The 26,389-nt window shown below is 61.7% G+C and carries 15 protein-coding genes; 7 read left to right on the forward strand and 8 right to left on the reverse strand.

Annotated features, from left to right (window positions below):
• Window positions 1-189 precede the first annotated feature (189 nt).
• Both F0P96_RS15440 and F0P96_RS15445 read left to right on the forward strand, forming a co-directional pair.
• Window positions 190-1,659, forward strand: a complete 1,470-nt coding sequence (locus F0P96_RS15440; RefSeq protein WP_151079804.1) for a DUF1800 domain-containing protein — start codon at window positions 190-192, stop codon at window positions 1,657-1,659.
• A gap of 100 nt (window positions 1,660-1,759) precedes the next feature.
• The gene (locus tag F0P96_RS15445; protein ID WP_151079805.1) at window positions 1,760-2,968 is read left to right on the forward strand and encodes a DUF1501 domain-containing protein; all 1,209 of its coding nucleotides are present in this window, start codon (window positions 1,760-1,762) and stop codon (window positions 2,966-2,968) included.
• A gap of 44 nt (window positions 2,969-3,012) precedes the next feature.
• On the opposite strand, the gene F0P96_RS15450 is transcribed toward F0P96_RS15445, so the two are convergent.
• The 4 genes from F0P96_RS15450 to F0P96_RS15465 all read right to left on the reverse strand — a co-directional run bounded on the left by F0P96_RS15450 (window position 3,013) and on the right by F0P96_RS15465 (window position 9,000).
• Window positions 3,013-3,873 (reverse strand): transporter, encoded by an 861-nt coding sequence (locus F0P96_RS15450; protein WP_151079806.1) that lies wholly within the window; start codon window positions 3,871-3,873, stop codon window positions 3,013-3,015.
• Window positions 3,874-3,942: 69 nt separating this feature from the next.
• A complete protein-coding gene (locus F0P96_RS15455) occupies window positions 3,943-4,818 on the reverse strand; it encodes a transporter (protein WP_151079807.1) in 876 nt (291 codons plus the stop codon).
• A gap of 8 nt (window positions 4,819-4,826) precedes the next feature.
• The gene (locus F0P96_RS15460) at window positions 4,827-6,206 is read right to left on the reverse strand and encodes an Nramp family divalent metal transporter (RefSeq protein WP_151079808.1); all 1,380 of its coding nucleotides are present in this window, start codon (window positions 6,204-6,206) and stop codon (window positions 4,827-4,829) included.
• A 166-nt stretch (window positions 6,207-6,372) separates the two neighbouring features.
• Window positions 6,373-9,000: a T9SS type B sorting domain-containing protein gene (locus F0P96_RS15465; RefSeq protein ID WP_151079809.1), complete on the reverse strand. Its 2,628-nt coding sequence runs from the start codon at window positions 8,998-9,000 to the stop codon at window positions 6,373-6,375.
• Between the two features lie 531 nt (window positions 9,001-9,531).
• Between F0P96_RS15465 and F0P96_RS15470 the strand changes: the two genes are divergently transcribed.
• Entirely contained in the window at window positions 9,532-13,671 is a 4,140-nt protein-coding gene (locus F0P96_RS15470) for a fibronectin type III domain-containing protein (protein WP_151079810.1), read from the forward strand.
• A gap of 79 nt (window positions 13,672-13,750) precedes the next feature.
• Here F0P96_RS15470 and F0P96_RS15475 read toward each other — a convergent pair whose 3' ends face one another.
• A complete protein-coding gene (locus tag F0P96_RS15475) occupies window positions 13,751-15,178 on the reverse strand; it encodes a PQQ-dependent sugar dehydrogenase (protein ID WP_151079811.1) in 1,428 nt (475 codons plus the stop codon).
• A gap of 116 nt (window positions 15,179-15,294) precedes the next feature.
• On the opposite strand from F0P96_RS15475, the gene F0P96_RS15480 reads away from it, so the two are divergent.
• Both F0P96_RS15480 and F0P96_RS15485 read left to right on the forward strand, forming a co-directional pair.
• On the forward strand, window positions 15,295-16,968 hold the full coding sequence (locus F0P96_RS15480) for an amidase (protein WP_151079812.1): 1,674 nt from the start codon (window positions 15,295-15,297) through the stop codon (window positions 16,966-16,968).
• Window positions 16,969-17,134: 166 nt separating this feature from the next.
• Window positions 17,135-19,585: a S9 family peptidase gene (locus tag F0P96_RS15485; protein WP_151079813.1), complete on the forward strand. Its 2,451-nt coding sequence runs from the start codon at window positions 17,135-17,137 to the stop codon at window positions 19,583-19,585.
• Window positions 19,586-19,607: 22 nt separating this feature from the next.
• On the opposite strand, the gene F0P96_RS15490 is transcribed toward F0P96_RS15485, so the two are convergent.
• On the reverse strand, window positions 19,608-20,438 hold the full coding sequence (locus F0P96_RS15490; RefSeq protein ID WP_151079814.1) for a phosphatase PAP2 family protein: 831 nt from the start codon (window positions 20,436-20,438) through the stop codon (window positions 19,608-19,610).
• Window positions 20,439-20,688: 250 nt separating this feature from the next.
• On the opposite strand from F0P96_RS15490, the gene F0P96_RS15495 reads away from it, so the two are divergent.
• Window positions 20,689-21,933: a hypothetical protein gene (locus F0P96_RS15495; RefSeq protein ID WP_151079815.1), complete on the forward strand. Its 1,245-nt coding sequence runs from the start codon at window positions 20,689-20,691 to the stop codon at window positions 21,931-21,933.
• 10 nt (window positions 21,934-21,943) lie between these two features.
• Here F0P96_RS15495 and F0P96_RS15500 read toward each other — a convergent pair whose 3' ends face one another.
• Window positions 21,944-23,350, reverse strand: a complete 1,407-nt coding sequence (locus tag F0P96_RS15500; protein WP_151079816.1) for a hypothetical protein — start codon at window positions 23,348-23,350, stop codon at window positions 21,944-21,946.
• Window positions 23,351-23,585: 235 nt separating this feature from the next.
• Window positions 23,586-24,866 (reverse strand): hypothetical protein, encoded by a 1,281-nt coding sequence (locus F0P96_RS15505; protein ID WP_151079817.1) that lies wholly within the window; start codon window positions 24,864-24,866, stop codon window positions 23,586-23,588.
• Between the two features lie 240 nt (window positions 24,867-25,106).
• Between F0P96_RS15505 and F0P96_RS15510 the strand changes: the two genes are divergently transcribed.
• Window positions 25,107-26,315, forward strand: coding sequence for a family 1 glycosylhydrolase (locus F0P96_RS15510; RefSeq protein ID WP_151079818.1), 1,209 nt, complete (start codon window positions 25,107-25,109; stop codon window positions 26,313-26,315).
• Window positions 26,316-26,389 lie beyond the last annotated feature (74 nt).

Below are 26,389 nucleotides of genomic sequence, written 5' to 3' on the forward strand. Positions count from 1 at the left end.
GTAAGACGATTCTATTGCAACAGTGGGCCTTTGCCCTAAAGTTCTGTCGGATAGTTGGGAAGTGCGGCATGAACCCGGGTTTTTGCCGGTGGTTCGGGGCGAGGTATTCGGGTGAGCCGACAAGCAGGAGTTAAACCCTGCCCGCGCAATACCGTCCAAGCAAGCATCCACTTCAGCCCGACACCGCTCATGACGACGCACCAACAGCTGCAGCATCTGTACTGGCGGGCGGGCTTCGGCCCCCGGCCGCAGGACGTGGAATCGGGCCTATCGGTGCGCAAGGCGCTGAAGCAGCTCTTGCAGGACGCCAAAACGGTAGCCCCGCTGGGGGGCGCCCAGATGCAGTACGCCGAGCAAATGGCCCTGGCGCCCGTGCCCACCACCGACCTGCGCCAGGACCCGCAGGCGCCCGCCCTGAAGCGCGGCCAGCTGACACCGGAGCAGCGCAAAGAGCAAAACCGGCAGATCCGGGACGCGTTCTACGCCATGAATACCGGCTGGCTGGAGCGCATGGCTACCTCGCCGGCCCAAATCCGCGAAAAGCTCACGTTCTTCTGGCACGGGCACTTTGCCGCCCGCGTACGCCGGCCCGATGCCGCCCTGCAACTCAACAACACGGTGCGGCGGCTGGCGCTGGGCAAGTTTTCGGATTTGCTGCTGGCCGTGTCGAAAGAGCCGGCCATGCTGCAGTTTCTCAACAACCAGCAAAACCGCAAACAGCACCCCAACGAAAACTTTGCCCGCGAAGTAATGGAGTTGTTCACCATCGGCCGCGGATACTACACCGAGCAGGACGTGAAAGAAGCCGCCCGCGCTTTCACCGGCTGGAGCTACGACGCGCAGGGCCAGTTCGTGTTCCGGCCGCGCCAGCACGACGACGGCCCCAAGACGTTTATGGGGCGCACCGGCAACTTTGGGGGCGAAGACATTCTGCGCATGCTCTTGGAGCGCCGCGAAACGGCCACGTTTCTGACCACCAAGCTCTACCGCTTTTTCGTCAACGACACGCCCAACCCGCAGCACATCGAGCCGCTGGCCGATGCTTTTTTCAAGAGCGGCTACGACATCGAGGACCTGATGGAGCGGCTGCTATCAGCCGAGTGGTTCTACAGCCCCGCCAACGTGGGCACGCGCATCAAGTCGCCGGTGGAGTTGCTGGTGGGTCTGCGCCGCCAAACCGGTCTGCAACCCGCCGATGGCAAGCTGTTGGTGTTCTGGCAAAAGGCACTCGGCCAAACGCTGTTTCAGCCCCCCAACGTGGCCGGCTGGCCCGGCGGCCGCAACTGGATTGATTCGTCGTCGCTGCTGCTGCGGCTGCAACTGCCGCAGGTGCTGCTGAAGCAAGCCGAGGTGAACGTGGCCCTGAAGGAAGACGAAAACGACCTCGCGCCTTCGGTACCGCGCCTCGAACGCCTGCTGCGCACCCGCGACAAACAGCCCAACGACGCGCCCGTGAGCCTAACCCGCGTGGCGGAACTGCTGCGCAACGTGCCCGCCGAAAAGCAGGTGCCGGTGTTGGCCGGTTTCCTGCTGCAAACTCCGCTGCGCCCCGAAAACCTGACGCTCGTACAACACCCCGCGGGTTCCGCCGCCGAGGCCCAGCGCCTGCGCACGCAACTAGGCGCGCTGCTGTCGTTGCCCGAGTACCAACTGTGTTAACCAGCTTGTCAGCCGCTGCTTCAAAGCCAGTCGCATAATACGAGCCAAGAGCCGCCAAACGCCAGCCAACAGTTATCAGCTGCCTTACCGCCTGCCATCCATGCCTACCCGTCGCGACTTCCTGAAATCATCGATCCTGGCCAGCTCGCTGCTGTTTGTGCCCAAATTCCTGCACGCCCTCGACCGTGGCGGCGTGCCCGGCCTGCGCGACAGCAGCGGCCGGCGGCTGGTGGTAGTGCAGCTCGGTGGCGGCAACGACGGCCTGAATACCATTGTTCCCTACCGCAACGACCTGTACTACAACGCACGGCCGACGCTGGCCTTGCGTGAACAAGCCGGCCTGCTGACGCTCGACAAAGACCTGGCGCTGCACCCTGCCATGACGCGCCTCAAGCAGCTTTACGACCAGGGCCAGTTGGCCGTGCTCAACTCCGTGGGCTACCCCAACCCCGACCGTTCGCATTTCCGCTCGATGGATATCTGGCACACCGGCTCGGCCGCCGACGAGTACCTGAGCACCGGTTGGCTCGGGCGCTACCTCGATGCCGCCTGCACCGGCTGCTCCACCGGGCACACCGGCATCGAAGTCGACGACACGCTGAGCCTGGCTATGAAGGGCGAGGCCCGCAAAGGCCTTGCGCTGAAAAACCCGCAGAAGCTGCGCCAAGCCACGCAAAACCGCTTGCTGGTCCAGGCCAGCCGCGAATCAGCGGCTACCGGCGTGAGCGAACTGGACTACCTCTACAAGACGCTGACCGAAACCGCCTCCTCGGCCGACTACCTCTACGAAAAGGCCAAAGTGTACCGCTCGGCGGTGACGTACCCCGATTCGGAGTTTGCCAAGAGCCTGAAAACCGCCGCCGAGCTCATCAATGCCGGGCTCGAAACCCGCGTGTATTATGCTTCTCTGGCCGGTTTCGATACCCACGTGCGCCAGCACGAGCAGCAAGGCAAGCTGCTGCAAGACCTGTCCGATGGCCTGGGCGCTTTTGTCGACGACTTGCAGCGCGGCGGGCAATTCGACAGCACGCTCATTCTGGTCTTCTCCGAATTCGGGCGCCGTGTAAGCCAGAACGCCAGCAACGGCACCGACCACGGCACCGCCAACAACGTGCTGCTCATCGGTGGCAAGCTCCGTCAGCCGGGTGTGGTCAACAACGCCCCCGATCTAGCCAACCTCGACGACGGCGACCTGCGCTACCAAGTGGATTTTCGCAGCATCTACGCCAGCGTGCTGCGCGACTGGCTGGAGGCCGATGACAAGACCATTCTGAGCGGCGGACCGGCTCCTTTGAGTGGTTTGGTGTAAATAGGCCGTCTTCAACCCCGCGACCGTGAGAGTTATCTGGTTCGTTAGCGGCGCAAGGTGAAACCAACGAAGAACTCACGGTCGGTTTCGCGGTTCAGGGCAAAATGGCCGCCGAAGTCTACCTGAAAGTTGTCGTTGACGCTGATGACGGGCGCCACGTTAACCGAGCTGTGCCACCGCGCCTGTTGCGTATTCCACTGCGTAACGCCTTCCAGAAGCAGGCTGAGGCGGTCGGTGAATTCGTGCTGTACGGCTACCGAGGGCATCAGGCGCACGTAATGCTCGTCCTCGTCGCGGTCGTAGTTGAGGTCGGTTTCCAGCTGCGCTTCCAGGTTCCAATGGTCGTGGATGGCCACATCTACGGGTAGTACCAGGCCCGCCTCTACGCCGCCTTCGCCGGCCTGGCCGCCGCTGGGCAGGCGTACGTAGCCGATAGCGGCAAAAGCCAACGGGTCTTGGTGGTCGTCGCCCACGAAGTTGTGCTTGAGGCGCAGGGTCACGTCGCCGAAGCCGCTGTGCCGCTCCCAGTCGGTTTCGCCGGCCATTTTCTGTTTCTGCACGCTATACAGCGGCACTTCCACCTGCACATCGGTGCGGCGGCTCAGGCCCAGCTTGGCCAAAGCGTAAGCCGCGTGCCATTCGCGCCGCCGCTGGTCGTCTTCGCGGCTGTTGATAATCCGGAAGGCATCGGTCTCCAGCTGAAAATGGCCGGCATCTACGGTAAACGGGCTTTCGGTGACGCCGGGGCGGTCGGGCTGCAGCTTGCGCAACTGGGTACGCGGCACGGGGTTGCGCAGCGAAAAATGGGCCGAGTCGTAGGGCGAGTCGAATTTGGATTGCGCAAGTGAAGGGACGCTGGCGAGCAGCGCAACGGCCGCCGCAGCAAGGCGCAGGTGTGTAAACATGAGAAACAGACAAAAGGGGAGGGTTTGCCTGTTACGCAACACCTGCGCAAAAAGTGTTTAGGGCCGAGGTTAGCGCCGGAAGCTCAGCCCCAAAAAATAGCTCGTTTCGGTGTCGCGGGTCAGCGCAAGGTTCCAGCCGGCGTCCAGTTGCAGGTTGTCGCCGATGCGCAGCGTGGGTCCGCCGTTGAAAGTTGCCGTCCAAAGGCCACCGCGGCGCAGGTCGCGGTTGGTGGCCAGCTCCACAAACCCGCCCAGTGTCTGGTACAAGTCGTGGCCCACGGTGATGGTAGGCGCAAACTCCAGAAAATGCTCCTGGGCTTCGGCGTCGCGGCTCACGTTGAGCTGCAGCTGGCTGCCGAAGCTCCAGTCGCCGGGCAGCTGCCAGGCAAACGGCGTCACCAGCCCGCCCTCTACCGCGCCGTTGCCCACCTTGTTGGCCGTGGGCAGCTTCACAAACGGGAGCAGCGCCAGCGCGGTGGTGCCGCCGTCGTTGCCCCACAGGTTTTGCTTGAAGCGCACGGTCAAGTCGCCGAAGCCACTGCGCTGGGTGCGGGTTTCGCTGCGCTCGGTTTGCAGCGTGTAGCTTTCCACTATCACCTGCACGTCGCTGGTGCGCGTAAGGCCCATCTTGAGGTTGATGTGGTTCAGGGCTACTTCCTCGCTGCGGGCAGTGCCAAACCGCTGCTGCCCAAACCGAACCAAATCGGTTTCCAGCTGAAAGTGACCCGCATCTACCGAGTAGGCGCTTTCGGTGGCATCCGGCCGGTCGGTGCTCAGCGGGCGCATGAGGCGCTGGGGAACGGGGCGCAGTAAGGAATACCCTTTTTTCAGCCGACGTAGGGAATCCGGTAGCTCTTCGGGAGAAGACTCGGCCACTTGCGCCACAGCTGGCGCGGCGAGCAAGCAGGCGGCACACGCCAGCAAGCAGGGGAGGGAAACAGGCATGGCTGGGCTTATCCGAAGAAGGTTTCGAAGAGCAAGTAGGCGTTCAGGGAAATGATGATGCCCGACACCACCCACGCCGTCACTTTCACCCAGCTGGCATTGACGAACTGGCCCATCTTGCGCCGGTCGCTGGTGAACAAGACCAGCGGAACCACGGCGAAGCTGAGCTGCAGCGACAAAATAACCTGGCTGAGTACCAACAACTCGCCGGTGCCTTTTTCGCCGTACAGCAGCGTAACGATGAACGCCGGTACCACCGCAATCAGCCGGGTAATGAGGCGCCGCAGCCAAGGCTTCAGCTTCAAATCGAGGAAGCCTTCCATCACAATTTGCCCGGCCAGCGTGCCCGTTAGCGTCGAGTTCTGGCCCGAAGCCAACAGCGCAACGGCAAACACCGCCCCGGCCGCCCCAGCTCCCAGCACCGGTGCCAGCAGTTTGTGGGCGTCGTGAATGTCGGCTACTTGAAACAGGCCGTTGCGGTGGAAGGTGGCTGCCGCCAACACCAGAATGGCTGCATTCACGAAGAAGGCCAGAAACAGCGCCACTGTCGAGTCGATAGTCGCAAACTTGATGGCCATGCGTTTGCCGGACGGGTTCTGCTCGAAAGCGCGCGTTTGCACGATACTGGAGTGCAGGTACAGATTGTGCGGCATAACGGTGGCGCCCAAAATGCCAATGGCCACATAGAGCATGGCCGGGTTCGTCACGATTTCTGTCTTGGGGAGTAGGCCGCCGGCCAATGCCACCCAATCGGGCCGCGACACTATCACCTCGTATAGAAAGCAACCGAAGATGACAACGATAAGCCCGGCCACAATGCTTTCGATGATGCGGAAGCCTTTGCTTTGGAAAAACAGCACCACCAGCACGTCGAGGATGGTAAGCACTACCCCCACGGTCAGTGGCAGCCCGAATAGCAGGTTGAGCGCAATGGCCGAGCCAATGACTTCGGCCAAGTCGCAGGCAGCAATGGCTATTTCGCACAGCACCCACAGCATCATGGCTACCGGTTTGCTGTAATGGTCGCGGCAGGCCTGGGCGAGGTCGCGCCCGGTAACAATGCCCAGCTTCGCGGCCAGGTGCTGCAAAAGCATGGCAAACAGGTTCGAAATCAGAATGACCGACAGCAGCGTGTAGCCGTAGCGGGCACCGCCGGCAATATCCGTAGCCCAGTTGCCGGGGTCCATGTAGCCTACGGCCACCATCAGGCCCGGTCCCCAGAACGCCATCAGCTTACGCCAGAACGAGGCGTTTTGAGCGGGCACACGGATGCTTGCGTATACATCCGATAGGGAAGGAGACTTGCGCGCCTGCCGCCAGCCCGGCTCACTCGAACTGGTGCGGGACTCGGACGGTGGAATGACGGGCGGGGTAGGAAGTGAAATCATGGATGCGTTGCGGTAAGCTGCCGTAAAGAACAGTAATTTTTAGACGAGTCTAAAATATTTTTTAAACTGCATTAAATACTCGAAAAGCAGCTTAAAGGTTTGCGTCGGATAAACAAAAAGGGCGCTGCCAGCTGGCAGCGCCCTTTTTGTTTGTGGGTCGGTAGGGTTAGCGGATCATTTCCACCCAGCCCTTCGACGATTTACCGTTGCGGTCGGTAATCACGTAGTAGTACAAGCCGCTAGGTTGGTCGTCGCCGTTCCAATCGTTGTTGTAGTTGGCGTACTCTTTCACCTTGCGGCCCCAGCGGTTGTAGATTTCCATCTTGTTGCCCACCTGTTCGGCCTGCACAATGAAGGTATCGTTCAAGCCGTCCTGGTTCGGGGTAAACACGTTCGGTACATCGAGGCGTGGAACCGTTACCGTACGCAGCGCTACCGATTCAGCACACTGCGTACCGCTCAGAGCACCTTCGGTGATGCGCAGGCGAATGATGTAGGTACCGGGGGTCGTCAGCGTGAGGGGAACCGAAGGCGTGGGGCCGTTTGCACCCTTACGACGGTAGAAAATTACTTCCGGCTCACCCGAGATAGGCGCACCCGTTTCGTCTTTCACGCGCTGGTAGCTCCACCGCAGCGAATCGACGTTGTTGGGGCTGATAATGCCGCCGATGGTCGAACGGTTGGTGAACGTGAACAAACGCGGCGGGCGGTTGAAGCGGCTGCCGGGAGCGGCGGCCGAATCGACGGTGAAGGCGGCTACCGCAGCAGGCGTAACCTTGATTTCAACCGACGTGGTAGCATCACAGCCGTACGGCGACTGGCCGTTCACGCGCACTTGATAAGTCGTCGTCTGCGTGGGACGAACCACGGGGTTCGGCTTGTTCAGGTCGGCCGCTGCCAGGCCGTTGGCCGGTTGCCATTGGTAGGTATAGGTATCCTGCAGGTTGTCGCCCCGACGAGCAGATGCCGTGAGGGAAACCGCTTCGCCCGGGCAAACCTCGGTTTTGTTGGTCGCAATGCTGGCCGTCGGCTCGGGAGCCACGCGCACCGTAATGGTCGTGACGTCGGAGCAAGCGCCCTGCTGGAAACCAATAGTGGGTTCGATGCGCAGGGAGTAGGTTGTAGTAACCGTGGGGTTAACCGTAATCTGGGCCTTGTTCACGTCGGCCGGGTTGATGTTGCCACCCGACCACGTGTAGCGGTACACTTGCAAGCCACCACGAACGGAGTCAGGACGGCTTACGCGACCTTCCAACTGGATGGTGCCACCGGGGCAGATAGTAGGCGGATCGGTGCTGAGGCCACCGGGCAAGCCCGGCGAGCTTACGCCGGCCAGTGCCCGAGCGTAGTTACCGGCTACAATTTTCACCACCACGATACGGCTCTGCGACGCTTTGGCGGGGCAGGCGTTGTCTTCCACACGGAAAGGCATGCGGATTACCTGGCCGATGTAGAACGGCGAAGGCTGAAACTGGAACACCAGACGAGGAGTCGTACCGCCGTTGTTGGCCAGCGTGAAGGTGCCGATGCTGCCGTATTGCAGCAAGGAGTCAACGTTCGGGCGGAACACGGTCAGTTGCTGGCCCGGGTTGGGGTCCGAGAAGGTCAGCAGGATGCGGTTGTAGTTACAGGCGGGAACCTCGATGTACGTAGAATCGCGCGAGTTAACAAAGGAAACGTTGCCCAAAACAGTAGGCGCAGAAATTACAGGCGGGTTCGGAACCGTGTTCTGGCCGCAGTCGATGATTACCACCAGCATGTCGCGGCGTACGGAGCCAACCTTATACCAAGTGCCGTTTATCTTGCGGTATTCCGTTACTTTCCCAACTACTGCATACTTGTTTTTGCCTTCCGATTCGTCGGAAGTAGCGTCGTAAATCGACGGAATGAACGTGAAGCTGCCGGTTGCCGCGTTGAACTCAAAGTAGGGTCGGGCAACTTTCAATGGGCATCTTCCCGTAACCTGATAAGAAGGCAGCGGGAAAGTGGGGCTGTACGTGCCAGTGCTGGGGCGCACGATAGCGGCACATGGTTGACCAGCAGAGTCGGGCAGCTCAATGAAGCCGTTAGCCGAAAAAGGCTGGTAAATGTTAGAACCACCGCAGCTTTTGAGCGGGTTGCTCAACGAGTAAGCCAGCGAGTCGCCGTCGGCCTCGAGAGCCGAGAAGGTGATGGTCGTCTGCTGCTTAAAGCACACAAACGGAATCGGCACATCCTGGGGCAGGTAGCGGGGCGAGTTGTTCTCGATGTTCTGGAACTGGCCGCCGGGCAACGCCAAGCGGTTGTTCAGCGTGGCTTCGAAGCGCAGGGTGGTGTTGCCGTCGATGTTGGCAATACTGGGACGGGCGCTAGGCTCGGAGCTCAGCGTCCATTCGGCAGCAGGGGGTACGCTGATAATGGTGCGGTAGAGCGCCACCTCGTAGTTCGTCTTGGAGCCCGTGGGCTGTGAGCCGGTGGAGCTGCAAGGTGCTGAAGCGGCTTGGGAAGGGCAATAGGGGTTGCCGAACGAAGAGTTGCCCACCCGCGTCATGGTGAAAGGCGAGCCGGTGAGCGTGGTGCCCTGGCAGCCTTGGCGCACCACCAGCGGGTACGACGAATCCAGCGTGGCACCGCCGCAGTCGCGGAAGATCTGCAGGTTGACTTCGTAGCGGGTGTTGGCCGGGGTGGCCGGGTCGGGGCCGAGCGAGCGGTAGGTGAGCTGCCCGCCCTGGTAGTGGGTGGCGTGGGCTTGGCCTGCAAACAGCAGCATCAGCAACGCCAGCAGCAGACTAAATGGGTGTAGAGTTTTTTTCATTGGCCAGTAGGGTTGGGCAATGGGGTGTGGGTGGAAAAGAAGTGAAGCAGCGAGGGTGGTACCAAAGAATGCCGCTGCTAAGTTGGTTGCTTTGCGAAACGGACGAGTTCTTTAGTTGGAGCAATATACCGACACTTTACAAGAATACAAGAACGGGGCACCCGGAAGCAGCCTTTGCAAAGCCATACTAGACACCTATAAAGCAACGCAAAAGACCCGACGAGAGCGAAGCGTCAGGGCTTTTGACAGCCACACCGGCTACAGACTGGCCCGCGAATTTGTTGGCCGCTGGAGTAGTAAGGCCCATATCGGATTCGGACCGAAGTTGATCCGGCCAGCCGAAATTTCAGGGGGCAACACGGGTGATGTACTCCTACTAGTAGGCATACATACCATTCATCGTTTATGTAGTATATAGAATAAAAGACGAGCTGCGCTTGAGGCGTCACGTCCTTTCTTTATCTTTCTCGCCCAAGAGTAGAGTCAACTTGCTTTCTTTCCTGCCCAACCCTAACCACCCAACCCTTTTTTATGATGCAAAAATTACGCAGTAGATGGCGTGCCTCGAACTGGCGCCATGCTGTTGTGGCGCTGGTTTTAAGCCTTACCGGGCTGAGCACCGCGCACGCACAAGTAGACACGTACACCTTCGCGGCTTCGCAGGGTACGTACACCCCGCTCACCGGCGGTACCGTGTTGCCCGATATTCTGGCCGACACGTACCTGACCCCCAGCATTCCGCTGGGATTCAATTTCGTGTTCGACGGCACGGTTTACACGTCGGTAAAAGCCGCTTCTGACGGCTACCTGACGTTTAGCCCCACGGCCACGTCGTCGTCACTGACGAACAACCTGGCAACGGGCACTGCCGCCAACCGCCCGTTGGTAGCACCGTTGTGGGACGACATGGATGGCCGCCCGACGGGTGCCACCGCCCAAGGCTCGTACCTAACCTCGGGTACTGCGCCCAACCGCGTGTTCACTTTTGAGTGGCTGAACTGGGAATGGCGTTACAACGCTACCGGTCCGGTCATCTCCTTTCAGGTGAAACTTTATGAAGGCACCAACCGCGTAGAATTTATCTACCGTCCCGAAAGCGCCCCCACCAATGCTACCGCCACCTCGGGCGCTTCCATTGGTTTGTCGGGCTTGGGCACGGGCAGCGGGTCGTTTTTGTCGGTAAGTGATGCCGTAGCCGCTCCGACGGTTAGCTCCACCGTTGAAAACAACAACATCTTCGTTAAGCCCGCCGCCGGTCAGATCTACGCCTTCACGCCGTCGGCTGCGGCTACCTGCAATCCGGTGCGCAACTTGGCCGCCACTTCGGCTTCCAGCACCACTGCGCAGGCAGCGTTTGTAACCAACGCTTCGGCCACCAGCTACACCGTGACTTACACGGCTGCCGGCGGCACTGCCCAAACGGTAACGCCTGCTCCCACGACCTCGCCGGTAAACCTGACGGGCCTGACGCCCAATACGGTTTACACCATCAGCGTAACGGCCAACTGTGCCGGCGGACAAACCTCGACTGCCGTCACGACGACGGTAACCACCATGGCCTTGCCGCCCTCTAACGACGACTGCAGCGCTGCGGTAGTGGTGCCGGTTACGGCCGACTGCGCCTCGCCGGTAGCTGGCACCGTTGCCAGCGCCACGCAATCGGTAGCGCCCACGGCTAGCTGCGGCATTACGACCTTAACGTCGGCCGCCGATGTATGGTACCGCTTTATTGCAACGTCGACGGCGCACAACATTGTGGTAGGCGGTCAGTTTGCCGGCGTAGTTGATATCCGCTCGGGCAACTGCACCACGTCCACCAGCCTCGCCTGCAATACGTTTACGGCTACCACGGCCCGCACCCAGCGCGTAGCCGGTTTGACAATCGGCAGCACGTACTACGTACGCGTATACCCCAACACGACCACCGCTCCTACCACCGGCACCTTTACGGTGTGCGTGAACGTAGCTCCGAACGGACCTGCCAACGACGATTGCGCCACCGCCCAAGTGTTGCAGGTATCGAACAGCGCCACCTGCTCCACGCGTACGGTATTCAACCTGACGGCCGCAACGGCTTCTTCCGGTGCTCCGGCACCTACGTGTGCCAACTACCAGGGTGGCGACATCTGGTTCCAGGTAACGGTACCCACGGCCCCCGGTACGATGATTTTTGAAACCGATTCGGAAACCGGCAGCGCCATTACCGACACGGGCATGGAAATCTACTCGGGTGCTTGTGCTAACCTGACCAGCATCGAGTGCGACGACGACGACTCGGCCAACGGTAACTTCTCTTATATAGAGCGCAACAACCTCACGCCGGGCTCGACTGTGTACGTGCGGGTGTGGAAGTACAACGACGCTGCCCCCACGGGTACCGCCGCCATTTGCGTACGCTTTATCGCAGCGCCGCCGGCTCCGGCCAACGACAACTGCGCCGGCGCCATTGCGCTGCCCCTGACGACGACCTGCACCACGCCGCTCAACGGCACGGTAGCCAGCGCCACGCAGTCGATTGCGCCCACGGCTAACTGCGGCTCGACCACGGTTACCTCGGCTTTGGATGTGTGGTACAGCTTCACGGCTACGGCTGCCGCTCACAACGTGGTAATCGACGGTCAGTTCGCAGGCATCCTGGACGTGCGTTCGGGTAACTGCAACACGTCGACGAGCGTGTTCTGTGGAACCTTTACCACCGGCGGTGCCCGCACCCTGCGCGTGGCTGGCCTGACTGCCGGCGACACGTACTACGCCCGCGTTTACCCCAACACGGCTACGGCTCCTTCCATCGGCACGAGTGCATTCACCATCTGCCTGAACCCAGCTCCGGTATCTACCGGCTTCGACGAGTGCTCGGCCGCTCAGGTGCTGCAGGTATCGAATGGCAGCGCTTGCACCACCCGCACCGTCTTCACGACGGCCGGTGCCACTGGCTCGGCTGGTGCACCTGCTCCAACGTGTGCCAACTACCAAGGCGGCGACGTGTGGTTCCAGGTAACGGTACCGGCCAACGGCGCTCTGACCTTTGAAACGGACGGCGTGACTGGCAGCCCCATCACCGATACGGGCATGGAAATCTACTCCGGCACCTGCGGCAACCTCGTAAGCATCGAGTGCGACGACGACGACTCCGCCAACGGCCTCTTCTCGTACATCGACCGTACCGGCCTGACGCCCGGCTCGACCATCTACGTGCGGGTATGGGAGTATGGCAACGACGCTGCGGGTGACCTGGCTATCTGCGTGCGCTCGGTAACGCCGCCGCCCATCCCGGCCAACGACAACTGTGCCAACGCCGTGAGCGTGACGCCCAGCCAGAACTGCACGGCTCCGGTAAGCGGCTACATCACGTTTGCCACCCCGTCGCAGCCCCTGACTACCAGCTGCGGTACGGTAACCACCGCCAACGACGTATGGTACAAGTTCACGGCCACGACTACCTCGCACGACGTGGTGGTTACGCCGCAGTTCAGCAGTGCAGTGGTTCAGGTGTTCAGCGGCGCTTGCGCTACCCTCACCAGCATTGCCTGCAACACGTACACCAGCGGCAACACCAACGGACTCAACGCTTCGGGCTTGACGGTTGGCGACACGTACTACGTGCGGGTATACCCCAACACGACGGCTACCATTCCGGTGGCCCAAGGTGGATTCACCATCTGCGTGAAAGTAGGAGCCGGTGCTTGCATCGTGCCCACGGCACCAGCTGCTAATGCCATTACCGCTACCGGTGCCACGCTCACGTGGGCTGGTACGCTGGGAGCCGGTGAAACCTACAACGTGGAATACGGCCAAGGCAACATTACTGCCGGTGGCACGGGCAACACGCTGGTAACGGGCCTGACGGCTTCTAGCCTCACGCTGACCGGCTTGCTGTCGAACACCAACTACTGCTTCTTCGTGTACAAAAACTGCGGTACCACCATTGGCACCAGCCAGGCTTCGGTACAGGCTTGCTTCCGCACGAACGCGGCGCCGGCGCTGAACGACGAACCTTGCGCTGCTAACCCCCTGACCTTGGGTACGGTGGTGCAGAGCAACAACACGGGCGCCACGGCCACGACGGTGGGCGGCATCCCGGCGCAGCTGCCGGCCTGCTCGCCGGCCAACGCGCCGCGCGACGTGTGGTACACGGTGACGGTGCCGGCCGGCGCCACGGGCCTGAGCCTGACGCTGACGGGCGCGGCCACGGGCATGGTGCGCCTCTACACGGCCGCCACGTGCTCGACCGGCTTCCAGCAGGTGGGCTGCCGCGCCGCGGCCACCAACCAGTCGGTGGGCACGGTCTCCTTCGCCGGCCTGACGGCGGGCACGACCTACTACGTGGCCGTCTCGGGCTTCGGCAACGCCGACACCCAGGGCGCCTTCACCATCAGCTCGGCCGTGCTGGCCGCCCGCCACGAGCTGGCCGTCGGCTCGGTCGACGTGTTCCCCAACCCCACCAGCACGGGCCGCTTGACTGTCCGCATCAGCGGTGCGGTGAACACGGCGCGCAAAGCTCAGGCTACCCTGACCAACACGCTGGGCCAGGTGGTACGGGTTGAGGCACTCTCGCTGACCAACGGTGCCGGTGAGCAGCAGCTCTCGACCACGGGCCTGGCCCGCGGCCTGTACACCCTGCGTCTGCAGGTTGGCCAGGAGATGGTTACTCGCCAAGTAGCAGTCGAATAACAACGCCTGCTTACCCGCAAAAAAGCGGCGCTTCCGAAAGGAGGCGCCGCTTTTTTTATTGTAGGACTACCAGCATTGACTACCGCGTAAGCACCAGCCGTTGGGTAGTGAAAGACTGGGTGCCTGAAGCAAGGCGTACGGTGTACATGCCCGACCGCCAAAGCTGGCCCGGCAGGGTCAGTTGCTGCTGGCCAGCGGGAACAATGGCGCGATACACGGCCCGGCCCATGGCATCGTGCACTTGCAGCTCAGCCCCCGCCTGCAGCGGAGCCGAGAACTGCACCGTGGCGGTAGACGAGGCCGGGTTGGGGGACAGCGTAAACGTTTTTTTCAGTTGGCCTGTAGCCGTGGCCGTGGTTGAATACGCGCGGTTTTCGAGTACCAGAATGCGGTCATCGGTGGCGCCGGGCGCGCCGCTGCCGTCGCGGTTGCTGGTGCCGATGTAGATTTTGCCCTGCGGTGAAACACAAATGGCCCGCAGGCGGCCGTAGGTGCCGTTCCAAAGCGGATTGGCCGCGTTAATAGTGGTGCCCGCCGCCGAAAGCGGCAGCTGCTGGAAGCGCCCCGCCTTGAGGCTGTTGAGCAGCAGCGAATTGCTCCATTCTGGAATGGCCGGGTGGTTGTAGTGAGCCAACCCCGACACGGCCAGGGTCGGGGTCCAGGCCATCAGCGGCTCGCGCACGTTGTTGGCCGCGCAGAAGGTTTGCTCGGCGGGCAGGTTGCAAAAGCCTTCCACGTTGGGCCAGCCGTAGTTGCGGCCCGCCTCAATCTTGTTCACTTCGTCATCGTTGTTTGGTCCGTGCTCCGAGCTGTAGACGAAGCCCGTGGCCGGAACCTGCACCAGCCCTTGCGGGTTGCGGTGCCCGCGGGTGTACACCAAGCTGCCGGGCGTGGGGTTGTTGGCCGGTACGGTGCCGTCGAGGTTCAGGCGCAGGATTTTGCCGTTCAGGTTCTGCGGGTCCTGGGCGAAGCTGGTGTTGGTAGCGTCGCCGGTAGTCATCAGCAGCGTGCGGTCGGGCAGCAGAATAACGCGGGAACCGTTGTGGTACATGGCGCCCGCCAGGTTGCTGAGAATGGTGGTAGGGTTAGTCAGCGCGCCGTTCGTGTAGTCGAAGCGCACCAGCTTTTCCTTGACGGTGCCGCCGTCGGTGTAGTTGTACACCACATACACCCACAGCGGCTGCCCGGCCACACTGTTCGGCACCAGCGCCATGCCCAGCAGTCCGCTTTCGGCGGTTTGGGTGACGTCGGCAATGGTGGCTACCAGTTGCACCTGGCCCGTGGCCGGGTCGATGCGGCTCACGCGGCCCACACGCTCGGTCATCCAGATAAAATTGTCGGGACCCCATTCCAGGTGCCAGGGTACGTTCAGCCCAGTGGCCAGATTCGAGAGAGTGAGGGTGGTAGTGCCCACCGGGTAGGTGGCCACAACTTGCGCGGCGGCGGGTGTAGCCGTTGCTGCCAGCAGCAACAGGCCACCACCAAACAGGGTAGAAAGTCGGGTCATGAGCGAAAAGGGTAGGGTGAAAGTGTCGTGATATGAGCTTGTTAGGTTAACGTTTTCTGAGCGGGTTCGGATTACTGTACTTTGCGGGCCACGTGATTTTTCCCTTGCTACTACCCATGCGTCACCTCTACCGATTGCTGCCACTGGTATTCACCGGAGCCGGCTGCTTTGCCCTCGGCGCCCTCACCACGGCCGCCGACACGCCCGCTGCCATTACGGTGCCCATGGTACGGGCCGCCCAGGAGTTGTTCGGCCTGCAATTCTCCGATGCCCAGCTCGATTCGGTGCGCCGCGACCTGGCCGAATACCGCGACAACTACGCGGCCAACCGCAAAGTGGCGCTGCCCAACAGCGTAGCACCGGCCACGGTGTTCAACCCAGTGCCGAGCAGCTGGCAGCCCGCCGCACCCGTCGGCAACGACAAGCTGCCCAAGCCGGGCAAGGTAATGCTGCCTGCCACCCGCGACGACCTTGCCTTTTACTCGGTGCGGCAGCTCGGCGAGTTGCTTCGTACCAGGCAGATTTCGTCGGAAGAGCTGACGCGCTTCTGCCTCGACCGGCTGAAGCGTTTCGACCCCAAGCTACACTGCGTCACGTCCTTGACCGAGGAGCTGGCCCTGCAGCAGGCGCGCGCCGCCGATGCGGAAATCAAGCAGGGCCGCTACCGCGGCCCCTTGCACGGCATTCCGTACGGAGCCAAGGATTTGTTCAGCACGAAAGGCTACAAAACCACTTGGGGCTCGGTGCCCTACAAAGACCAGACGCTGGACGAGGATGCGGCCGTGGTGACGCGCCTGCGCGAGGCCGGCGCCGTGCTCTGCGCCAAGCTCACGCTGGGCGAGCTGGCCATGGGCGACGTGTGGTACGGCGGCCGCACGCGCACGCCCTGGGACGTAGAAAAAGGCTCAAGCGGCTCGTCGGCCGGGTCGGCAGCGGCGGTGGCGGCGGGCTTGCTGCCTTTTGCCATCGGCACCGAAACCCTGGGCTCGATTGTGAGCCCCAGCACGGCCTGCGGCGTCACGGGGCTGCGGCCGTCGTTTGGGCGCGTAAGTCGGGCTGGCGCCATGGCCCTGAGCTGGACGATGGACAAAGTCGGCCCCATTGCCCGCTCGGCCGAAGACTGCGCCGTGGTATTCGATGCGCTGGTGGGGCAAGACCGCCGCGACGCCGCTACACTGCTTGTGCCCGCCGAGTTTCGCTACGCTTTCGATGTGGACGTGAAGAAGCTGCGCATCGGGTACCTGAAAGCCGATTTCGAACGCGCCTATCCCAACAAAGCCAACGACGAAGCTACGCTGGCGGCGCTGCGCCGGCTGGGCATTGAGCTGGTGCCGCTGGAGCTGCCGCCGTTGCCGGCCAACGACATTACCTACCTGCTCACGGCCGAAGGCGCCGCCGCCTTCGACGACCTCACGCGCTCGGGCCGCGACCAGCAGATGGTGAAGCAGGACCGCAACGCCTGGCCCAATATCTTCCGCTCCTCGCGGTTCATTCCGGCCGTCGAATACATCCAGGCGCAGCGCTACCGCACCTTGCTCATCGACGATATGGCCAAGCGCCTGCAGGGCCTCGACGGCTACCTGGCGCCCTCGTTCAGCCGCAATCTGGTACTGACTAACCTCACCGGGCACCCGGCCGTGGCCGTGCCCAACGGTTTCACTAAAGAAGGCCTGCCGCAAACCATTACGTTTATGGGGCAGCTCTTTGAGGAAGGCAAGCTGCTGGCCTTGGTGAAGGCCTACCAAGACGCCACCACTTTTGACGAGCAGCACCCCAAGCTTACCTTCTAAGGTCGCCAGTTGCTGCAGCGCCTCGGTTGGGCGCAACCTAACCACCGAACCAGGCGCCTTGATGCAGCCATCCGCAGCGGCGCGGTGCTTTGCAACGCGCCTTTGGGCGCGCTGTCTTTCGCGCTGCGTATGTTGCGCCTGCCTTTCGCTTTTCCCCGTTTCCCTTATGCGTTTTTCTATTGCCCTGCGGCTGCTGTGGCTGCTTCCGGTAGCATCGGTGCAGGCCCAAACCACGCCCCTTGCGCCCCTCACAGTCGAAAAAATCATGCGCGAACCGGCGCAGTGGCTCGGGGGCTTGCCCTCCAATGCCTACTGGAGCGAAGACGGGAAGCGCATCTACTTCAGCTGGAACCCCGACAAAGCCCGCCGCGACTCGCTCTACAGCATGAGCCCCGATGGCAAAAACGTGCGTAAAGTGAGCCTGCGCGAACAGCGCGACTTGCCCGCCCAACGCGGCATTTACGACGCCACGCGCAGCCGAAAGGTGTACGAAAAAGACGGCGACATTCTGCTGCTGGACCTGAAATCGGGCAAAACGCGGCGGGTAGCCAGCACCGCCGAGCGCGAATCGGACCCCGATTTCGCCTTGCTTGGGCAACTCATCAGTTACACGCGCGGCGGCAACTTGTTTACCTGGAACCCGGCCACCGGCGAAACTGTGCAACGGACCGAGTTACGGCGCGGCAGCCGGCCAGCCGTGAGCAAAGGCGACCGGGCCGAACAGGCCCTGCGGGCTCAGCAGCTGGCCCTGATGGGCGTGGTGCGCCAGCGCGAGCAGGACCGCCAGGCCCGGGAGCGGCAGCAGAAGGCACTGGCCCGGTTGCGGCCCAAAGCCATTTACCTCGGCAGCCAGAACGTGGAGAACCTGCGCCTGAGCCCCGATGGGCGCTTCGTGACCTACACCCTTACCCTGGACCCGGCCGCCGACAAGCTGGCCAACGTGCCCAATTACGTCACGGCCTCGGGTTTCACCGAGGACATCACGACCCGCAACAAAGTGGGTGCCGCCCAACGAAGCTACGAGCTGGGCATTTACGACATTGGCCGCGACACAGCCGTGACGCTGAGCTACAAAGACCTGCCGGGCCTCGACGAGCAGCCCGCTTTTCGTAAGGACTATCCGGCCAAAGCCAAGCCCGCGCCGGCCGCAGCCGATGGCAAACCAGCCACCGCGGCCAAGCCGGAAACCCGCCGCGTGGTGGGCTACGGTCCGTTGTGGTCCGACAACGGCCAACGCGCCTTTTTGGTCGTGCGGTCGATGGACAACAAGGACCGTTGGATTGTGAGTTTCGACCCAGCCACACAGAAGATTACGTTGCTCGACCGGCAGCACGACGATGCGTGGATCAACGGCCCGGGCATCGGCTACGAGCAAGGCAACGTGGGCTGGATGCCCGACAACCAGCGCGTGTGGTTTCAGAGTGAGGAAAGCGGCTACTCGCACCTCTACACCGTGGATGTGCGCACCGGGCAGAAAAAGGCCCTGACTAGCGGCAACTTTGAAGTGCAGACCGCGCAGCTCTCAAAGGATAAAAAGCAGTGGTACCTGACGGCCAACAAAGTGCACCCGGGCGAGCAGCACTTCTACCGCATGCCGCTTGACGGTGGCGCCCTCACCCAACTCACCTCCCAAACCGGCGCCCACGAAGTCAGCCTCTCGCCCGACGAAAAAACGCTGCTGGTGCGCCACAGCGCTGCCAATCGGCCCTGGGAGCTATACGTGATGGACAACAAGTCCGGCGCCAAAATGCGCCAGCTCACCCACTCCACCACGCCCGAGTTCGAGAGCTACAAATGGCGCGAGCCGGAAATCGTGACCATTCAGGCCCGCGACGGAGCGCAGGTATACGCCCGCCTCTACCGCCCGGCGCAGCAAGACCCCACTAGGCCGGCGGTGGTGTTTGTGCACGGCGCGGGCTACTTGCAGAACGCCCACAAGTGGTGGAGCCAGTACTTCCGCGAGTACATGTTCAACAACTTGCTGGCCGACCGTGGCTACACGGTGCTCGACATCGACTACCGCGGCTCCAGCGGCTACGGCCGCAACTGGCGCACCGGCATCTACCGCCACATGGGCGGCAAAGACCTCGACGACCACCTCGACGGCGCCAAGCTGCTGGTCGACAAGTACAACGTAGACCCGCAGCGCATCGGCATCTACGGCGGCAGCTACGGCGGCTTTATCACGCTCATGGCCATGTTCACGCAGCCCGACGTGTTTCGGGCCGGTGGCGCCTTGCGCTCCGTCACCGATTGGGCGCACTACAACCACCCCTACACCGCCAACATTCTCAACGAGCCATATACCGACAGCCTGGCCTACGCCCGCTCGTCGCCCATTTACTACGCCGAAGGGCTGAAGGGCGCTCTGCTGATGTGCCACGGCATGGTAGACACCAACGTGCACTTCCAGGATATTGTGCGCCTGTCGCAGCGGCTCATTGAGCTGGGCAAAGACAACTGGGAACTGGCCGTGTACCCCATGGAAGACCACGGCTTCGTGGAGCCTTCGTCGTGGACCGACGAGTACAAGCGCATTCTGAAGCTGTTTGAAACCAACCTGCGCGGGCAACCGGCCGCTGGTACTACCGGAGCCACCGGCACAAGCCGGCCGTAACACGTGCTACGGCCGGCTGCGGCTACAATTGTTTGCTGATGAGCAGGCCGCTGTAGCCGAAACCGTTGGCGTTTATACCCCGCAGCGGCACCACCGACATGCCCGCGCGCCCCGCCGTTTTGTGCAGCTGCGGCACCAGAATGCCCGAGGCCGCGCCCACCGTGTAGCCCAACAGGTTGTCGGTGAGGAAGTGTTTGCCGGCCTCCATGCGGAACAAGGCTACGCCGGCCGGCACCAGCGCGGCGGCGCCCCACACGTAGGGCTGGGCCGGCGAGTCGGGGTTGAAGTCGTGAAAAACCTTGGCCGCGAAAAACGTGGCCGTAGCGGTGTGGGCAGTATGGCCGGCAAAAAACGAGTTGGTGGCAATGCGGCTGCCGCGCTTGTTGGCCGGGCCTTCGGTGCCGTAGAGGTAGGGGCGGTAGCGGTACACGTTGCCGGCCGAAAGCGTGAAGGCAGCATCGGAAAAGGCCAGGGCTTGCACGTAGAGGCCCAGCACCTGGCCGTAGCGGCCGCGCACGTTGTCGTTCAGCGCCAGCAGACCGGGCGCAATAACGAGCGTGGGGTAGCACAGCAGGTCGCTGGCCAACTGGGCGTTGTCGCTGTATTTGCCCGCCACCCACCGGTCGATTTTCGGCACGTCGTTTTTGTTGAGGGCGGCCTGCTCGGCTTCGGAAAGGCCGTGCTTCTGCTGGATGAGGTACAGGCCCGTACCGGCCCCAATGCCGAACAAAGCCGTAATGGGCGCATCGACGGCGAAGCGGGTGCGGTAAGGCGAGCTGGCTTGCTGGGCCGTAGCCGCAGGAACCGACGCCAGCAGCGTGCCGGCCAGCAACAGGGAGGAGACGTATTTCATGGGGAGAAAGGTGTGGATGCGGTTGAAACGCGGAAGTAAAAGGCAAGGTTGGTCGAGCTTGCGTTGCCGCCGCCTCGCCAGCGTTTACCCGCCAGATGAAGGAACTGGGCTACCGGGCGTTGCACGAACCGGGGCCTCGCCCTACCTTGCCGCGTTGCGCACCTACCAGCTACTCGTTAGACGGGTAACACCTTCTTATCCAAGGGCGCATTTTCTCTTATTCTACTGCTCCGAATTCGGTCCTGCCCGCGTGAAAAACCTGCTTATCATCGTCGCCCTGGTATTGGCGGCGGCGCTTTCACTGCTGCTGGCGCCGCCGCCCGCCGGAGCCGAGGACTACTACGGAACCTACGTGCAGCTAAGCCGGCGCACCGGCTTCGTGCTCAACTACGACTCGTTCGGGTACATCGCGGCGGCGGCGCACCCGGCCACGTTGCTGCAAGCCGGGGAAGTGCGGCAGTCGCGGCCGTTGTTTGTGCTGCTGGCCGCAGCCGTGGGCTATCCGCTGGCGCCGCTTTTTACGCGCTTGGTTGGGGAGCAAACGGTGCAAACCTATTTTTGGAACACCACGCCGGTACCCATTCCGCTGGCCGAATTGATTGGGCTCTACCCGGTATTTGTGCTGCTGAATTTCGGCGTGCTGATAGCCAGTCTGTGGCTGTTTGCATGGCTGTATCCGCGCCTCACGGCGGGGCAGGGTTCCGCGGGAGTCATGTACACCCTGATGGTGTTCATGGCATCGGGCCAGATAACCAAGGCGTTTTTCTGGACGGCTCATCAGCAGATGTTCTGCTTTTTTACCCCGCTGTTTTGCCTGGCGCTGCTCCTGTGGCTGCACAAGCGGCCAATAACCAGCCCGCCGCTTGTCACGCTGGCACTGGTGCTGGGCCTGTTGCCACTGGTGTACGGCAACTTTGTATTGTGCCTGCCCTGTCTCTGGTACGCCGGCTGGCAACGACGCACTAACGGGCCTCCTGGCCGTTTCTGGCTGCAGATGCTGCTCGTGAGCGGCGCATTTGCCCTGCCTACCCTGGGCTGGATTGTCCTGCTGAAAAGCCAGGGCGTGACGTACTACAACCACGAAGTAGCGCGCTACCGGCAGTTGGTCTGGGTGCTCGACCTGCTCCAGCAGCCGTCGGCCGACTGGTGGCCTACCGTAGCTGCTCGCCTGCGCGACTTTGGCCGGTCGCTCAACGGCATCGTGTTTTTCCTGGTGGCGGTGCCCGGGGTGTGGCTGCTTATGCGCCTGCGGCGTGCCGCGGAGGCACCTGCGCTGCCACAGCCGCTGGGGTTTCTGTTGTTGCTTTTCGGCGGGTTTCTGCTGGGGCTGGGCTACTACCAGGAACGTCTCACGTTCACGCTGGTGCCGTTGCTGCTCTGCTACGCCGCCGTGCTGCTGGCGCGCTGGCCGTTTCGCTACCAGTGGCTGCCCGTGGCGCTGACGGCGCTGGGCTGGCACCTCTTCAACGTGCTGTCGTACGGGCCATTTTCCTGATGCTACCTGGCTAGCGCAGCGGTTGTTTGTCGGAGTTAGCGTTGAGCTGAAAACCCAGACTCAAGGCAAAGCTGAGCAGCCGGCCGGTGTAGCTGTACCCATACGGAAAGGGCGTACCGGATTGGTATAAGTCCAACACGCCGGCCACAACCAACGGATCAGAGTAGGCGTCTCTGTTATAGCGCCGTGCGTAGAGCATCAGGGTGAGTCGGTCGCGCTTGATACCCGCCTCCAGATATGGCAGACTTAGCATAGAACTCGAAAAAAAACTGCTTAGTGGATAGTAGCTGCGCGTAGGTAGGGAAAAGCCACTAACTGTTCGTTTGCTGACGCCGTCGCCATAATACAACATATTGGCCTTCTCCGATTGGAACGGCGGTAGCTGAGCACCCATGCCAAGCACCAATTGATAAGTAGCTCCCAGGGGCCGCAAATGGCGCACGCCAAAATCTACTGTGGTGAGCGAACCGCGCCATTCCAAAGTGCCCTTCCACGCGTTGTCGCCGTTGGGAGAGGCTACCGGTGTGGTGCCGCCGTAGTTCGAGCGGTTGATAGCGGAGTGCAGTGCCCATTTGCGCCCCCCCAGCACGATATCGAAAAACATACCGAATTGCGGGTGCAAGCGCCCATCGACCTGGGTATTTTCCAAGGTTTGGCGTTCCTGCCCGGGCGCATCGGAGGTATGCAAGCGGAAGTCGTTGAAACGCATGCCTAGCGTGGGGCCAACCTGCACCTTGGCCCAATGCCGTACCGCACGTGCCGCCACTACCCGACCCGGTTGCTTGGCGGCTGAACAGTCCTGGTTGTAGAGTTGCACGAGGTTGCTGAGTGCTTCGGCCATGAAAGCGGTTTTGCCGAGCGCCTGTACCACGCTCTGGCAGTCGCCGAAATACACCAGCAGCTGGTTGCGGTAGTTGTTGCCGTCCACTACTTGCTGGCGCCCATCGCGCTCGGCCAAGTATTGACGGTCGGCCAGCTCTATATACGCCCGCTGCTCCCGGCGCACAAAGAAGTGCTTGACGTCACCGAGCCGAATACCCAGCAAGCTGGCGCTGCCTTCTACAAAGACATCGGCCAGCACCGTATCGGAACGCTGGGCAATGATTAGGCTGCCAGGCAATTTGTTGAGGTTGTTCGACGCTCCGAAATCAATGAGGAGCAACTCGCGGCGCAACAGCCGGCCGCTGGTAAGCTGCACCGCCCGGAGCCGACGGGCCGGATAGGCAACGGCCGGGCTTCCGGCAGCACTGCGCAACCGAACGGTAGTGGGTGGGTCGTTCCAGAAGTTGTTTTCTACTTCGCCGCGCAAGGTGTCGCCGCTGCTCAACACCAGATACCCCGGCTCAAATACCTGCGCGGAAACAACGGAAATGCCGGCCAGCAGCAAAAAAAGAAGAAGACCGAAACGGATAAACATAAGAGGCCAATAGAGGCGTTGAGAAAAGAATGAGCAAAGCTACACCGGAGAGCCTGCCGATACCCTGTGAGAGATATCAGGGGTAGCTTTTAACTTGGCAACACGCCTGCTCGTCTCAATCCCTAGGTTTGCTTAAAGATCTGAAAGCTTCGACGGCTGTAAAATTTCATTGGCCGGTTCGGCCGATAAGCCGAGGGAACTCCAGCCAGCAGCGTTACCTAGGGAACTCCGAGGGCTATTTGAAAAACGCCGTGACCAGCAGCCCCGTGGTGAAAGCCGTGCTCCGGTACGTGGGCGGCGGCAGCAGGTCCTGCTTAGGGTACACGTATTCGCCGCGCAGGCTGAGCGCAAAATTGCCACGCTGCACCCCAATTTCGAGTTGAGCAGCCGGCGCCAGCACGGCTGGGGCGCCCAGCAGCGTAACCGACCGTTTTTGCCGGGAGTCGATGTACTCGACGGTGTAGCTGCGGCGAAACAGCGACGCCAGGCCAGCCCCTACGCCCCAGAACGGCTGCGTGACGCTGCTGCCCAGCAATTGGCGGTACCCCACGCTCAGGCTCAACTGCTCGTGTCGGGCATACAGCCGGTCATCCACGCCCACGAAATACGAAACATCGGCATCGGCGCGTAGGCGTTGGTACTGCAGCTCAATCCGGTACACTTGGTTGCGGCGCCGGGTGGGCTGCACGTACAGGCCCAACCCGCCCACGGGGGTGAGGCCGGTGGGGTGAATTGAGGCCAGGTTTTCGTAGGCGTTTTTGAAGTTCGGGTTGGTGCTGAAACCCAGGCGCGTGAGGCCCCCTCCCACGGTAGCGCCTACTTTCACGCGGGTCCGGTAGGTGTCGGCGCTGCGCACGTAGGTAGTAGCCGATTGGGTACCGCACCATTCGTTGTAGTACTGCACCAGTTTCTGCAGGGCCCGGGCTTCGAAAGGCGTTTGGGCTGCTCGGGTCGAGGCCTGGGCGCAGTCGGCGGTAAACTCCTGCAGAATGCGCTTATAGGTGGTGTTGTCTTCGGCCTGCACCCGGCGGCCGTTTATCTCGCGCAAGCTGCGGTTTACCACCATTTCGGCGGGGCCCTGGTCGGCTTTTTCCAGGTAAAAGTGGTCTTTGTTGCGGGCGTCGCGCAGGTAGTACAGCGTCAGCTTGCCTTCGGCGTACACATCGAGCCACACCGAGTCGCGCTCAATCTGCGAGGGCGGCGCATTCACGTCCATAAAGCCGGGCCGGTTTTCGGCTACATCCACCGTCACACCGCGTCGGCGGTAAAACTCGCCCTCCACGGTGCGAAACTCCACCACCTGCCCTACGCGGTACACCACCGGCTGCGCATCGGGGGCGGTTTTGAAATACACTTGCCGTGGGTTTTGCTGCCAGCGCGTGTTTTCTACTAGGCCCGTCACCTTCGTGCCCGCGTTGTCGATGATGTAGCCCTCGGTATAGCCGGCGGGCAGTTGCTGGGCCTGTGCAACCGACACCAGGGTTAGGCAAGCAAAGCTGAGTAAAGAAAAGCGCATAAAACCACTTGCTGGCCCGCCACGTGCAAGGCCCAAAAGCCAAAGGTACTGGCCTTGTGCACAAGACCAACGCCAGCGCCTACGCCCTAGCCAAATTGGGCAGTGCGCCGTACAACGGCCTCGGGCGCTGCGTGCAGCCTGCCGGCAAATACCGGCTTGCCTTGCCCAGATGCTGGTGTCTGATATGCCTCTGCCTCTGTCGTAGTTCCCCGGTTCGCCTCTTCATTACACACTTCCAGCATGGCCGCTTCCAAGTTCATGTTTGCCACGGGCATCGAAAACAGTTACCCCACCATTCAATTGCCCAATGGTACCATCAAGCGGGTCGACGAACTGGAAAAAACCGGCCACTACCAGCATTGGCAGCAGGATTTTGAGCTGGTCAAGGAAATGGGCATCGAGTTTTTGCGCTACGGCCCGCCGTACTACCGCACCCACGTGGGGCCCGACCAGTATGACTGGGAATTCACCGACCTGACCTTCAACCGCCTGCGCGAGTTGAACATCACGCCCATCGTCGACCTGTGCCACTTCGGTGTGCCCGACTGGATGGGCGGCTTCCTGAACCCCGATTTTCCGCGGCTTTTTGCCAGTTACTGCCGGGCCTTCACGTTGCGCTTCCCCTACATCCAGCTCTACACGCCCATCAACGAAATCTACGTCGCGGCCATGTTCTCGGCCCAGAACGGCTGGTGGAACGACCGAAAGGCCTCCGACCGGGACTTCGTAACGGCCCTCAAAACCATCTGCAAGGCCAACGTGCTGGGCATGCTGGCCATTCTGGAAGTGCAGCCCGAAGCCACCTTCATTCAAAGCGAGTCGTCGGAATACTTCCATACCGAAACGCCGTCGATGCTGGAAAAAGCGCACCACATGAACGAAAAGCGCTTCCTGTCGCTCGACCTCACCTACGGTTACCCCGTGTCGGTAACCATGTACGAGTTCCTGCTCGACAACGGCATGACCCGCGACGAGTACCACTGGTTTGGCCAGACCGACATCAAAGCCAAGTGCGTAATGGGCAACGACTACTACCGCACCAACGAGCACCTGCTCTGTTCCGATGGCTCGGTGCAGCCCGCCGGCGACATGTTCGGCTACTACGTCGTCACGAAGCAGTACTACGACCGGTACCGCCTCCCCGTCATGCACACCGAAACCAACCTCGCCGACCCGCAGGCCGTCAACTGGCTGAAGCGCCAATGGGCCAACGCCCACCGGCTCAAGCAGGACGGTGTACCCCTCATCGGCTTCACCTGGTACTCGCTGCTCGACCAGGTTGACTGGGATACGGCCCTGCGCGAGGACAATAATCGGGTAAATCCGCTGGGTTTGTACGACCTGAATCGGAAGATTCGGCCGGTAGGCGTGGCCTACAAGGCCCTGATTGAGAGTTGGAAAGACGTGCTGGAGCAAGAGAGTTACGGCATCCACCTCAATTACCGCTAGCAAAATCGGGGTGGGCCGCTTGGTTGAATTTCGGTAGCTTTGCCACCCTCTGTGGCCCGCTCTGCCGGGGCGAC

The organism is Hymenobacter busanensis, from assembly GCF_008727865.1.
Classification (GTDB): domain Bacteria; phylum Bacteroidota; class Bacteroidia; order Cytophagales; family Hymenobacteraceae; genus Solirubrum; species Solirubrum busanense.